Origin of the sequence: Stenotrophomonas sp. SAM-B, from assembly GCF_013387485.1 — a bacterium.
Lineage (GTDB): Bacteria > Pseudomonadota > Gammaproteobacteria > Xanthomonadales > Xanthomonadaceae > Stenotrophomonas > Stenotrophomonas maltophilia_AA.
In genome coordinates, this window is record NZ_JABBXB010000015.1 from 43,895 (window position 1) to 56,228 (window position 12,334).

The following is a 12,334-nucleotide window of genomic DNA, read 5'->3' on the forward strand; positions in this document are numbered from 1 at the left end:
CCCCTGTGCGGGCACTCGTCGACACTGCAAGGGGATAAGGATGCTGATTAATCGTACCTCGTTGGCTGTGGCCGTTGCCGTCGCCACCTTCGGCCTGCTGCCAGCCGCACCGGCCTTTGCCGGTTATGCCACGCCGCCGGAACACCTGCTCAAGGTGCTCAAGGCACCGCCGCCGCCGACGCCCAGCGTCGACCCCACCGGCCAGCGCCTGTTGCTGACGACGGTGCAGACCTATCCGTCGATCACCCGTGTCGCCCAGCCGTACCTGAAGCTGGCCGGCGTGCGCCTGGAGCCGAAGAACCGCAGCCGCCACGACACCCCGGGTGGTTACGGCATTCCACCGTGCGTCGGTGACTTCACCGTGGTGGAGACCACCACCGGCAGCTCCACCAAGGTGGCGCTGCCCAACGGGTGCGCCGGCATGGCGCTGTGGTCGGCCGACGGCCAGCGCTTCGCGTTCCAGAACGTGGCCGATGACAGCGTGCAGCTGTGGATCGGCGATGCGACGACCGGCCAGGTCCGCCAGGTGCCCAACGTCGCGTTGAACCCGATCTTCGGCAGCACCGTCCAGTGGCTCGGCGGCAGCCAGCAGCTGCTGGTCAAGCTGGTGCCTGCAAAGCAAGGTCCGGCGCCGAGCGCAGAGGGTGCGATCGGCCCGGACATCCAGGAGTCGCTGGGGACGGCGGGCGAAAGCAGTACTTACGAAGCCCGCGATACGCTGACCAGTGCCTACGACGAGGCGCTGTTCGCCTATTACGGCCAGTCGCAGCTGGCGGTGGTGGATACCGCGGCCAACACCGTACGCACCGTCGGCACACCGGCGCTGCTGGACAGCGTCGGGGCCGCACCGGATGGCGTGCACGTGCTCACCAGGACGCTCAAGGCGCCGTTCTCGCATGCGGTGACCTACCAGCGTTTCGCCAATGACGTGGCGGTGCTGGATGTCTCCAGCGGCCGCAGTACGCCGATCGCGAGCCTGCCGCTGGCCGACCGCGTGCCGGTGCATGGCGTGCCGGAAGGTCCGCGTGATTTCGATTGGCGCGCCACCGATCCAGCCACGCTGGTCTACGCCGAGGCGCTGGACAAGGGCGACTGGAAAGTCACCGTCCCGCACCGCGACCGCGTGCTGATGCTCAAGGCCCCGTTCACCGCCAAGCCCACCGAGATCGCCCGCACCGCGCAGCGCTTCGAAGGCCTGGCCTGGACGGCGCAGCCCGACGTCGCCTTCCTCGACGAGAACGATGAGAACCGGCACTGGCGCCAGACCCGCATCGTCAACGTGGACAACCCGAAGCAGGAAGGTCGCCTGCTGTGGGATCTTTCCAGCGATGAACTGTACGAAGACCCGGGCAATTTCGTCTACCAGCGCCTGCCCAACGGCGCCTACGTGGTGCGTCAGGAAGGCAACACGGTCTTCCTGCGCGGGCAGGGTGCTTCGCCGCAGGGCGATCGTCCGTTCCTGGACGCGCTCAGCCTCCGCAGCCTGAAGACAGAGCGTCTTTTCCGCAGCGATGCCGATGCCTACGAGCAGTTCATCGGCTTCAGCGCCCTCCCGGGCCACCTCCTCACGTGGCACCAGTCGGTGACCGATGCGCCGAATGCGTTCGTGCGCCTGCTGGGCGAGAAGGTCGCCGACGCCAAGCCGGGCGAAGCGCAGTTCATGTCCAAGCCGGACGCACTGACCCATCTGGTCGACCCCACCCCGGAGGTGCGTCAGATCAAGAAGCGCCTGGTCACCTACACGCGTGCCGACGGCGTGGACCTGTCGTTCACCCTGTACACCCCGCCGGGCTACAAGGAAGGCCAGCGCGTGCCGGCGATCCTGTACGCCTACCCGGCCGATTTCGCCAACGCCGCGCAGGCGGGGCAGGTGTCCGGTTCGCAGCAGACCTTCACCCGCCTGGCACCGTACCGGCTGATGCTGCTGGCCGGTTACGCGATCATCGACAACGCCTCGTTCCCGATCGTGGGCGACCCGAAAACCGCCTACAACACGTATCTGGAACAGCTTGAGGCCGATGCCAAGGCTGCAGTGGACAAGGCGGTGGACCTGGGTGTGGTCGACCGCAACCGGATCGGTGTCACCGGTCACAGCCATGGGGGTCTGATGACCGCCAACCTGATCGCGCATACCGATCTGTTCAAGGCCGGTGTCGCCACCAGCGGCTCCTACAACAAGACCTTCACCCCGTTCGGTTTCCAGAATGAGCGCCGCTCGGTCTGGCAGGCGCAGGACGTGTACCTGAAGGCCTCGCCGTTCTTCTACGCCGACAAGATCAAGCTGCCGCTGCTGCTGGTCCACGGCGAGGACGATGCGAACCCGGGCACCGAGCCGTTCCAGTCGCGCAAGCTGTTCCAGGCGATCCGCGGCAACGGGGGCACCACGCGCCTGGTGATGCTGCCGCACGAACCGCATTGGTACACCGCGCTGGAATCGAATGAACAGCTGGTGTCGGAAATGCTGAACTGGTTCGATACGTATGTGAAGAATGCGCCGCCTGCCAAGCGCTGAGGCGGGGCATCGGTAGCATCCGCCGTCCTTCGGCTGCGGTGCGCAACAGACCAACGGCCGCCCGTCATGGGCGGCCGTTCGTGCATGCGCGACCGGCCGCGGCCTTACACTGCCGGAAAGGCACAGGGACGTAAGCATGGAGATACCACCTTGGGGACGGGCGGTCAGCGGTGTCGTCGGCGGCATCATCGCAACGGGGTTGGTGGCGTATTGGGCGAGGGGATTGCAGACGCACTACCGTGGCTGGTCCCGGGCCGCGCTGCGGCGCCGTCACCGCACCACGATCCGGGTCGCCAACACTCTTTTCTTCGCGGGATTACTGGGGGGCGTGGCCCTGTACCCGCTGGGCGGATTTGCCAGCAATGATCACCGGCCCGCGTTCCTCGGCTTCGGGTTCGCCTCGCTGTTGCCCCTGCTGGCGCTGATCGTCATTCCGCTTCTGACCGGCCGAAACATACGGGAGGCGTTTGTCGCTTTCGCGGTTGGCCAGGGGGCACCGGTGTGGGCCACCTATCTGCCGCTGGCTGGCGGCCTCGTCTGTCTGGCCGTGGCGCTCGTGGGCTTTCTTCCCAGCGGCAGTTGAGATGCAGGCCCCAGGCCCGATGGGTGGACCTCGTCGGGCCCGGCAGGCAAAGTGCGCTTCAAGGGGATGACGGGTAGCGGGGAGCGAGGGATCGAATGCGGCAGACACAGACACAAACCACCGACAGGGCCACGCGGCGTGCTTGCAGCCGCTGGCTGTTTGTCCTGGCGGCGCTGGCGTGCGCCCCACTGTTGGCGGCTGCGCAGACCGTGCCAGCGTCCGTTGATTCCGCACCGCAGGATTCCGACCGTCCCCGCACCTGCCTGGTGCTCGGCGGTGGCGGTGCCCGCGGCGCGGCCCACATCGGTGTGCTCAAAGTGCTGGAGCGCGAGCGCGTGCCGATCGACTGCATCGTCGGCACCTCGATGGGCGCGGTGGTCGGCGGCCTGTATGCCTCCGGCTACACCGCCGATGAGATCGAGGCGGTGCTGGACCGGATCGACTGGGCCGAGGTGCTGCGCGACAAACCGCCACGCGATGAGCGCAGCATGCGCCGCAAGGAAGATGACCTGCGCCTCCTGGGCGGCGTCGAAGTCGGCCTGAGCAACGGCAAGATCGCGTTCCCGCAGGGCCTGATCCAGGGCCAGAAGCTGGAGATGCTGCTGCGCCGTCTGTTGCTGCCGACCTGGCAGGTGCGCGATTTCGACCAGCTGCCGATCCCGTTCCGGGCGATCGCCACGGACATCGTCAGCGGCGAGAAAGTCGTGTTCGCGCAGGGCGACCTGGCCTTGGCGATCCGCGCGAGCATGTCGGTGCCGGGCGTGTTCGCGCCGGTCCGTTACGAGGACCATCTGCTGGTCGATGGCGGCGTGGTCGACAACGTACCGATCGATGAAGCGCGCCGGCTGGGCGCGCAGCGGCTGATCGTCTCGCGGGTCGGCTCGCCGCTGATGACCGAGGCGCAACTGGATTCGCCGCTGGCGATCAGCCACCAGATGGCCAGCGTGCTGATGCAGCGTGAAGTACTGGCGCAGCTGGCCACGCTGGGGCCGCAGGATCTGCTGATCACACCACCGCTGGGCGATATGGGCAGCCAGGATTTCAACCGCTCGCCGCAGGCGGTCGGCGTCGGTGAGCAGGCCGCGCAGGCCGAGGTAGCCTCCGTCCGGCGCTTCCAGGTGGACGACACCCGCTACGTCGCGTTCCAGCGCCAGCATCGCCCGCCGGCCTACGAGACGCCGATCGTGGCCTTCATCGATGTGCTGCACGACAGGACGCGTACTGCGCGCTACATCGAGCAGCGCCTGCAGCCCGAAGTGGGCCAGCCGCTGGAACCGGACCGCGTCGAGCAGAAGGTGGCCACTGCGTACGGCGAAGGCCGCTACCAGCAGGTGCAGTGGCGGCTGGAGGAGCGCGACGGGCAGCAGGGCCTGGTGCTCGCACCGCAGGACAAACGCTGGGGCCCGGATTTCCTGCATTTCGCCCTGCGCCTGTCCGATGATTTCGATGGCAGCAGCAACTACCAGCTCATCACCGAGCTGACCCGCACCGGCCTCAGCGAGCAGGGCGCCGAGCTCAAACTGCGCGTCGGGCTGGGCGAAGTGGAAGAGGCGTTCGCGGAGTACTACCGGCCGTTCGGCAGCAGTGGCCGGCATGCGCTGTCGACCTATGCCAAGTACCGCGCCACTGATCTGGACCTGGCGCTGATGCGCGGGGGCGCACTCGCCGAGTTCCGTTACAGCCAGTGGCTGGGTGGACTGCGCTGGGCGTACTCGCCACATCCGGACTGGGAAATCGCGCTGTTCGGCGAGCGCGGCCGTGAGCGCCTGCGCCTGGACGTCGGCAACCCGACCGAGCTGGGCAATTACCGCGCGGACATGGGCAGCGTCGGCTGGCAGCTGCGCCACGATTCGATCGACAGCTCGGCCTTCCCCAGCCGCGGCCAGCGCCTGTCGCTCACGCGGCAGCACTATCTCGATGCACTGGGCACCGACAACTCGGCGGCGGTCACCCGGGTGCAGTGGGATGGCGCGTGGGCGCAGGGCCACAACCGCTGGCTGGGCGGCGTGCGCGCCACCTCGGCACACGGCGGCGATGATCTGCTGGCCACCTACGGCTTCCTGGGCGGGCTGGGCAATCTGTCCGGCTATCCAGAGGAGGCCATCTTCGCGCCGCAGACCGCGCTGGCACGGGTGGTGTATTACCGCCGCGTCGCGCATGCCGACTCCCTGCTGACGATTCCGCTGTACGTCGGCGGCAGCGTGGAGTGGGGCGGATTCTGGCAGCGCCGCGAGGACGTCAACATCGATGGCATGCAGACGGCGGGCAGCGTGTTCGTCGGTGCCGATACGTTCCTGGGGCCGGTGTTCCTGGGGTATGGGCGCGCGCAGGGCGGACACGACTCGTTCTATTTGACCTTCGGCTCACTGCTGCGGACGCTGGATGGGTTCTGAGCTGACAGGCGCAATGACGTCCCGCAGCGCGCCCCGCGCTTTATCCTGTGCAGCCGCACCCATGATGTGATGCCGATGAAACCGATGTTCCTGTCATTGCTGCTGCTGTTCGCCGGCCACGCGCATGCCACTGATGCACCGTCGCTGCCCGCGGCCTGGACGGAGATCGGCATCACCGTCGGCATGCCCTACGCGCAGGCCAAGGCCGCGCTCATCAAGGCCGGCTGGGTTGCATCCGCGCCCGACAACGACGGCGACCCCGTCTTCCCCGCGCATCCCGAGGTGGATTGCGGGCAGGGCTGGGACGCGATCTGCTCGGCAGGATACGGCCGCGGGAACGAGACTTACGGTCTGGTGCTTGCGCCTACCGACGATGGAAAACTGCTGGTGCAGGGCGTTTTCTGAAAGGAGCTGATACGGATGTCAGACCGCACTGTGGTGGTATTCGATTTCGACTTGACGTTGACCCGATGGGAGACGGCAAGCCGGTTCTTCAAAGGCCTGCTGCGACGCCAGCCGTGGCGGCTCGCGGTCGTAGCGCTCGTGCTGCCGGTGCTGGTCCCACTCTGGGTGGTGCCGCAGACGCGACAGAGGCCGATCCGCTTTGCAGTCTGGATGGCCACGTTCGGACGCAGCCGACAGGCACTTGCTGCCCTCGCGGTTGCGCATGCCGATGCGGTGTTCGGCGGACCGGAGCCCGTGTTCCTGGCGCAGGGCGTGGAACGACTGCGCCAACATCTGGCCCAAGGCGACGAGGTCGTCATCGCCACCGGCTGCTGGGAGCCGCTCGCACGTGCGCTGCTTGAGCGCGAAGGTCTGCAGCACGTGCCGCTGGTCGCTTCGACATTGCGGCCGTTCCTGGGCGGATGGATCAGCGAGCGCCATTGCCTGGGCGAGAACAAGATTCCGATGCTGACCGAACGTGGCTATCCGCCGCCGTGGCGCATCGCCTATACCGATCATCGCGCCGACCTGCCGCTGCTGCGCAACAGCGAGCAGTGGTATCTGGTCAGCCCGGGGGAAACGTGCCTGCGCGTGATCGAGCAGGCGATGATGACGAAGGCGGAAATCCTGCCGTGGCGCGCAGCGTGACCGCTGGGATGCCCGGTCGGGCTGCGCCGCCTCAGTCCTCTTTCATCGCCAGTTCCGCGGCAAGCAGCGCCTGCGCCGCCTTGCTCAGCTCAGGCGAGGGCACCACCGGCGCACCGATGGCCTCCATCATCTGATCGGTGGAGACGAACCGGCGATGCCGGCGGTCGTAGATGCCGGTGATCAGCAGGGCACGCGTGGCGACCTTTTCCTCGTCGCCGATCAGCACCCGCTGCTCCATGATGATGCGCGTGCCGACCCAGCCGGCCAGCCGCGTTTCCAGCACGAAGCGCTGGAACGGCTTGAGCTCGCGCCGGAACTGGATGCTGCCGCCACTGACGATCGGGGCCCACTTCGAGCGCCATGCCACCCGGCCCAGGCCCATGCGGAACACGAGATCGAGCCGGCCCAGGTCGAAGATCGTCCAATAGCGGCCGTTGGTCATGTGCAGGTTGCTGTCGATGTCGTTGGGCAGCACCCGGAAGTTCAAGCGCGACACCGCGAACGGCGCGCTCAGCTTCGGGCGGAATGGCGAGGACAGCAGCAGGAACAGGAGGCGGAACCAGAGATTCATGGGCAGGGGGGCTCATCTATAACAGGTGTCATAATGGAAATACGCTAATCTATGACACTCGTCTTAGCAAGGAGTCCGGCTCATGAGTGCACGTCATTCCGATGCGCCGCAGCGCGTCGTGGCTGCGGCCGCGGAAATGCTGGCCACCTACGGACTCAATGCCTCCAGCGTCCGTGAGGTCGCCAAGCGCGCGCAGGCGCCGTTCGGCTCCACCTACCACCACTTTCCCGGCGGCAAGCAGCAGGTCCTGGCCGAAGCCACGACCTTGGCGGGCACCAAGGTAGATGCGCTGCTCGATACCTGCCTGCAGGGAGCGGCCCCCGACGGGCTGTCCTTGTTCCTGGCGGCGTGGCGCGAGCGCCTGATCCGCTCGGCGTTCCATGTCGGCTGCCCGGTGCTCGCGGCGGCGGTCGAAGAGCCGATCGACGATGCACCCGATGATGCACGGCGGGCCGCGGCCGAGGTATTCGCGCGCTGGGAAGCCCGTCTGACCGAAGCGTTGAGTCGCGGTGGCCGCTCGCCCGAGCAGGCCAACGGCATGGCCACCATGATCATCGCCAGCATCGAGGGCGCGGTGGCGATGAGCCGGGCCACGCGCGACATCGGCCCGTTCGATCGCGTCGCAGCGCAGCTTGTTTCCCTGGTCGCTGATCGCTGAGACTGTCGGCCTGCTTCAACCGGAGTGCCGCGCTTTGACCGCCTTGATCCGTTCCACCGTGTTCGCCGCGACGCTCGCCGCGTGCGTCCTGCATCCGAGTGCGCACGCGCAGGAATCGCCTGCGACCAATCCGCTGTATCGGGTGCCTGCCGACCAGGCGACGCCCACGCAGATCGCGGAGATGCAGCAGCGCCTGCTGGACTGGCCGCAGCTGCAGCGTTACCACGCCGAGAACGCCGCATTGGCGCCCGTCGCGCCGGGGACGAAGCGCGTGGTGTTCTACGGTGACTCGATCACCGAAGGTTGGGGATCGACCGGCAGCGAGCGTTTCTTCCCGGGCAAGCCCTACGTCAACCGGGGTATTTCCGGGCAGACCACGGCACAGATGCTGCTGCGCTTCCAGCAGGACGTCATCGCACTGAAGCCGGCGCTGGTCGTGATCCTCGCCGGCACCAACGATATCGCCGGCAATACCGGGCCGACCACGCAGGCGATGATCGAAGACAACCTGCATGCGATGGTGGAACTGGCGCAGGCGCACAACATCCGCATCGTGCTGGCCTCGGTGCTGCCGGTGAGCGATTACCCGTGGCAACCCGGCGTGCAGCCCGCGGGCAAAGTGACGGCGCTCAATCGGGCGCTGCGTGCTTACGCGGAGGAGCAGGGTCTGGTCTATCTGGATTACCACACGGCCATGACCAACAAAGACGGCGGGCTCGACCCGGAACTGGCCGCCGATGGCGTGCATCCCACGCCGGCCGGTTACGCGAAGATGATGCCGTTGGCCGAGAGCGCTATCGCCAAGGCACTGACGCGCTGATTCCGGGTTTCAGCCCACGCGTCCAGCCCCGGTGCAACGACGTCGACGTCAGTCAAAGCGCCAGCGCACCCCGGCATACACACCGCGCCCATCACCCGGCGTCGATCGCGCGACATCCTTGCCCGCATCGTCGTAGCCCGGGGTCACCGTGGCGGCATAGTGGCGGTCGCTCAGGTTGCGCAGTTCCGCCCAGGCCTGCCAGCGGCCACCGGGGGCGTCGTAGCCGATGCGGGTGCCGAAGATCACGTGGCTGTCGGCGGCCATGCTGTTGGCATAGTCGACGAACATTTTCGACGCGTACTCGGTGTTCAGCCCGGCGTAGAAGCCGGCCGGGTGGTCGTAGCGCAGCTCGGCCTGGTAGTAGTGGCGCGGCAGGCCGGGCAGGCGATTGCTACCGAAGCGTGCATCATCGCGGTAGCGGAAGTCGCTGAAGGTGTAGGCCTGGCGCAATGACAGCCGCCCGCCGACGCCCTGCCACAGCGCACTGTCCAGGCCCGCTTCGATGCCACGGTGCACGGTCGGGCTGGCGTTGGATTCGGCGATGAACAGGTTCGGCACCGGCTGCACTTCCACGGTGAGCAGTTCGTGGTTGAGGCGCGCGTAGTAGCCGGTCAGCTCCCAGCGGCCGAGTGCGCTGTCGCCGCGCGCGCCGAGTTCCAGCGTGGTTGCGGTCTGGTTGTCCAGGTTCACCGGCGCGCGTTGGCGGTCGGTGGAGGCGCCATTGCCGGCGGCGAAGTACTGGTTCGATCCCCAGATCATCGACCACGGATGCGCCGGTTCCACCGAGCGGCTGAGGTTGCCGAACCATTGCGTCTGCGGCGTCTGCTGCCAGGTGAAGCCCAGCCGCGGCGCGTAATCCCACTGGCGCTCGGATAGTTTCTCCGCCGTCGCCGGCCAGGTGACCTGCACATCGCGGCGGGTGTGGATCAACGCCAGCCCGGTCTGCAGGCGCAGCGTGTCGCTCAGCGCCAGATCATTGCCGACGTGCAGCACGCTGTCGGTGCCGTAATGCTCAAAGTCGCGGGTGTGCGTGCCGGCCGCGTACCCGTTGCTGGCGAAGCGCAGGGTCTCGCGCACGTTGGCATCCAGATCGTGGGTGACGCGCAGGCCGATCGTGGTCACGCTGTCATGCCCGAACAGCGCGTGCCGGCGGCGGTAGTCGAGCGTGCCGTTGAGGTTGGCGTAGTCCAGCTGCTGGCGGTACAGACTCTCGTTCAAGTCCATCGGGTACGTGTGATAGACGAGGCCGGCCTGCAGCGACGAATCGTCATCGATGGTGTAGGTCGTGGTGTTGCCGATCCAGGTGCTGCCCGGCTGCGGGCGGCGCGCGTCGATCGCCAGGTTGGCTGGATTCGCCGCGCGTGGATCGTTGCGGATCTGCGCGCGGGTCAGGCGCCCCGGGGTTTCGTGATCGGTTTCGCGGTAGCGCAGGAAGAAGCGCGTTTCGAGATCCGGGGTGAGCTGCCAGCCGAGGTTGGCCACCGCACCTTTGCCCTTGCCGGCCGCGTGCTGCTGATAGCCGTCGTACTCGGTATCGGTGTAGGCCAGGAAATAGTCGACAGCGTCGTGCACGCCGCCGACGCTGATGCCGCGCTTCTGGTAACCGCGTGCGCCGGCTTCGTAGTGCAGCTCCAGCCCGGGTGTATCGCGCCCGCTGCGGGTGGTGTAGTTGATCGCACCGCCCAGCGCCAGGGCACCGCGCTCGAACCCGTTGGCACCGCGCAGGACCTCGACGCGGCTCAGCCACAGCGGCTCCAGCAGTTCGTACGGCGTGCCACCCGGGCCGGTCAGCGGCAGGCCATCCAGCGAGACCGACAGGCCGGAGGCATGCGCACCCGGCGCGCGGTTGAGGCCCGAGCCGCGGACGGAAACCTTGACGCCTTCATTGCCGGCGCTCTGCGCGCTGATGCCGGGCTGGTAGGCCAGCACATCGGCGGTACCGGCGACGCGGCCCTGGCCGACCTGGGTCATATCGACGACGTTGCCTGCGCCGGGCACCCGGTCGAGTGCGCGGCGCGCAGCCTCGGTGGCATCGGCGGCGGTGACGTTGACCGCGTCCAGGGTGACGGCCTGGCCAGCAGGGGCGGCGCGGGCGGTGTCGGTGACGGCAAGGCTGGCCAGCAAGGCGGCGGCGAGCAGGGACAGGGCAGGGGCGGTGGAGCGATTCGGGAGGACAGTCATTCGTGCGCGCTATCAGTGTCGACAGGGCGCGTGTTGGCGCGACACCCTGTCAACTTCATGTGGGGCGCGCAAGTTAACAGGATGTGGGGGTGTTCGTCACCCTTGTGGGGCGTATGGGGAGGCTTGGGGGTCTTTCAGAGAAAGAAAAGGCGGTGCGATTCGCCACTTACATAGCAGAAGAACGGCGGCCAACATTTAGTCCTTACGCCGATCTCAAAGTGCTTTGGCAATGGATGTATGCAACTCATTCCTTACTTCTTGCGCGCTCTTTTTTAACCTGAGGCGCAGCTATGAATTGGCGGTGGTTCGAATCCCCGTATGCTTCAATTCTCGCTTTTACGACCTGTAGCTCGAGCAGCTCATCATGGAGGGGTTGAAGTTTTCTCCAGCGCTCAAAACCTGTCCAAGCCATCACCCAGCCAACGGCTAAAGGCAAAGTCAACAAGAAGAGGTAAAAGACCCTGTTGCTTGCCAAGATGTCGATCCTCTTTTCCAGCAGTTCCTTCATCTCCTGAACACTTTTGCCAGTCTTGTCCTCTAGGGCCAAGTACGTTTCGGCAATTGAAATGAGCTCTCTGTGCGCACTGTTGTAAGCAAAGATCATGGCGCCGACCGAAAAAACAATAAGTACTAGCCCGAAGGTCGCCATGAATTTGTGCAGATTGTCAGTTGGAACAGGAATGCTTGGCTGCATTGAGGTCCTCTTCAATTTGCTGTGGAACCAAGACCTTAACGGAAGTAGAGGTGGCTTGCGCGCGAGTCGTGAGTTCGGTGGCATTTAGCCGCGACTACCTTGATGGCTAGGGACGGCGATTGCCCACCTAGAGCGGGACCGGTGTCAAACACCTCTTTCATCAAGCAGAGAGTAGGGGAGGCAATCCCTCCGCTCGAGATGCTCGCCCGCCAGTCGCAGTGACGGGAGAGGAGGGCGAGCACCGCGCTGTTGCTGATTACTTGATCTTTACGTCTTTACCTTCGCTTTCCATCAACTCGGCAAACTTAGCCCAGCTCAGGCGCTTCTTATTGACGGAATTTTTGGCGGGGACCCATTCGATGTTGCCCTTGCTGATCAACGCGGTCCCGAGCTTTCGTCCGTCCTTCTTGATCTCCAGTTCGACATCCTTGTGAAGCACAAACTTGGTCGAAAGATCCATGGTTACTTCATGAGCCATCTTTGGCATTCCTTAGCAATTGAGTGCAGAAGAACAAAAGTCCTGACCAACATGTCGGGCCTGGACATGAGTGAAACGAGCTCTAGATATCGGCACGGCGTGGCTCGAACTTGAGCCTTACGTTGTGGGACTACGGCCTTGAAGCAAGCTATCCGTAAATACGCTTGGGTAACTGAGGTGACATTTCTGATGGCGCGTAGGGAGTCTGAGGTAGACCACTTGAAAGACAGTAGGTTGCTTGCCGAAGACCGCCTTCAGTGTTGATCACAAGCCGCTTTCTAGGGTCACATAGTCCGCTTACTCGGGATCAACGACGGCCCGATTGCCAGCCAGACGTCAGCCACGACAAGAA

11 protein-coding genes are annotated in these 12,334 nt (G+C 65.7%); 7 read left to right on the forward strand and 4 right to left on the reverse strand.

Annotated elements, in window-relative coordinates; genetic code table 11:
• The first annotated feature begins 40 nt into the window (after positions 1–40).
• From HH110_RS18080 to HH110_RS18100, 5 genes are all read left to right on the forward strand, one after another.
• Positions 41–2,512 (forward strand): prolyl oligopeptidase family serine peptidase, encoded by a 2,472-nt coding sequence (locus HH110_RS18080; RefSeq protein WP_176990909.1) that lies wholly within the window; start codon positions 41–43, stop codon positions 2,510–2,512.
• Positions 2,513–2,648: 136 nt separating this feature from the next.
• Complete coding sequence (locus HH110_RS18085) at positions 2,649–3,095, forward strand: hypothetical protein (RefSeq protein WP_176990910.1); 447 nt, start codon at positions 2,649–2,651, stop codon at positions 3,093–3,095.
• 209 nt (positions 3,096–3,304) lie between these two features.
• Positions 3,305–5,488: a patatin-like phospholipase family protein gene (locus HH110_RS18090; protein ID WP_176990911.1), complete on the forward strand. Its 2,184-nt coding sequence runs from the start codon at positions 3,305–3,307 to the stop codon at positions 5,486–5,488.
• A 75-nt stretch (positions 5,489–5,563) separates the two neighbouring features.
• A complete protein-coding gene (locus tag HH110_RS18095; protein ID WP_176990912.1) occupies positions 5,564–5,893 on the forward strand; it encodes a hypothetical protein in 330 nt (109 codons plus the stop codon).
• 33 nt (positions 5,894–5,926) lie between these two features.
• Positions 5,927–6,580 carry an HAD family hydrolase gene (locus HH110_RS18100; RefSeq protein WP_342589252.1) on the forward strand — a complete coding sequence of 218 codons (654 nt, stop codon included), beginning with the start codon at positions 5,927–5,929 and terminating at the stop codon, positions 6,578–6,580.
• A 31-nt stretch (positions 6,581–6,611) separates the two neighbouring features.
• On the opposite strand, the gene HH110_RS18105 is transcribed toward HH110_RS18100, so the two are convergent.
• Positions 6,612–7,151 (reverse strand): acyl-CoA thioesterase, encoded by a 540-nt coding sequence (locus HH110_RS18105; RefSeq protein WP_046273341.1) that lies wholly within the window; start codon positions 7,149–7,151, stop codon positions 6,612–6,614.
• A gap of 82 nt (positions 7,152–7,233) precedes the next feature.
• On the opposite strand from HH110_RS18105, the gene HH110_RS18110 reads away from it, so the two are divergent.
• Positions 7,234–7,809 carry a TetR/AcrR family transcriptional regulator gene (locus HH110_RS18110; RefSeq protein WP_176990914.1) on the forward strand — a complete coding sequence of 192 codons (576 nt, stop codon included), beginning with the start codon at positions 7,234–7,236 and terminating at the stop codon, positions 7,807–7,809.
• A gap of 133 nt (positions 7,810–7,942) precedes the next feature.
• Positions 7,943–8,629 carry an SGNH/GDSL hydrolase family protein gene (locus HH110_RS18115; RefSeq protein WP_241696630.1) on the forward strand — a complete coding sequence of 229 codons (687 nt, stop codon included), beginning with the start codon at positions 7,943–7,945 and terminating at the stop codon, positions 8,627–8,629.
• A gap of 48 nt (positions 8,630–8,677) precedes the next feature.
• Here HH110_RS18115 and HH110_RS18120 read toward each other — a convergent pair whose 3' ends face one another.
• From HH110_RS18120 to HH110_RS18130, 3 genes are all read right to left on the reverse strand, one after another.
• Positions 8,678–10,810 (reverse strand): TonB-dependent receptor, encoded by a 2,133-nt coding sequence (locus HH110_RS18120; protein WP_176990915.1) that lies wholly within the window; start codon positions 10,808–10,810, stop codon positions 8,678–8,680.
• Between the two features lie 244 nt (positions 10,811–11,054).
• On the reverse strand, positions 11,055–11,504 hold the full coding sequence (locus tag HH110_RS18125; RefSeq protein ID WP_176990916.1) for a hypothetical protein: 450 nt from the start codon (positions 11,502–11,504) through the stop codon (positions 11,055–11,057).
• Between the two features lie 256 nt (positions 11,505–11,760).
• A complete protein-coding gene (locus HH110_RS18130) occupies positions 11,761–11,982 on the reverse strand; it encodes a hypothetical protein (RefSeq protein WP_176990917.1) in 222 nt (73 codons plus the stop codon).
• Positions 11,983–12,334 lie beyond the last annotated feature (352 nt).

Excerpts from the sequence above, each read along its gene's own strand:
- HH110_RS18080 (WP_176990909.1), top strand. The coding sequence starts at position 41 with ATGCTGATTAATCGTACCTCGTTGGCTGTGGCCGTTGCCGTCGCCACC.
- HH110_RS18105 (WP_046273341.1), bottom strand. The coding sequence starts at position 7,151 with ATGAATCTCTGGTTCCGCCTCCTGTTCCTGCTGCTGTCCTCGCCATTC.
- HH110_RS18130 (WP_176990917.1), bottom strand. The coding sequence starts at position 11,982 with ATGGCTCATGAAGTAACCATGGATCTTTCGACCAAGTTTGTGCTTCAC.
- HH110_RS18120 (WP_176990915.1), bottom strand. The coding sequence starts at position 10,810 with ATGACTGTCCTCCCGAATCGCTCCACCGCCCCTGCCCTGTCCCTGCTC.
- HH110_RS18110 (WP_176990914.1), top strand. The coding sequence starts at position 7,234 with ATGAGTGCACGTCATTCCGATGCGCCGCAGCGCGTCGTGGCTGCGGCC.
- HH110_RS18085 (WP_176990910.1), top strand. The coding sequence starts at position 2,649 with ATGGAGATACCACCTTGGGGACGGGCGGTCAGCGGTGTCGTCGGCGGC.
- HH110_RS18095 (WP_176990912.1), top strand. The coding sequence starts at position 5,564 with ATGAAACCGATGTTCCTGTCATTGCTGCTGCTGTTCGCCGGCCACGCG.
- HH110_RS18125 (WP_176990916.1), bottom strand. The coding sequence starts at position 11,504 with ATGCAGCCAAGCATTCCTGTTCCAACTGACAATCTGCACAAATTCATG.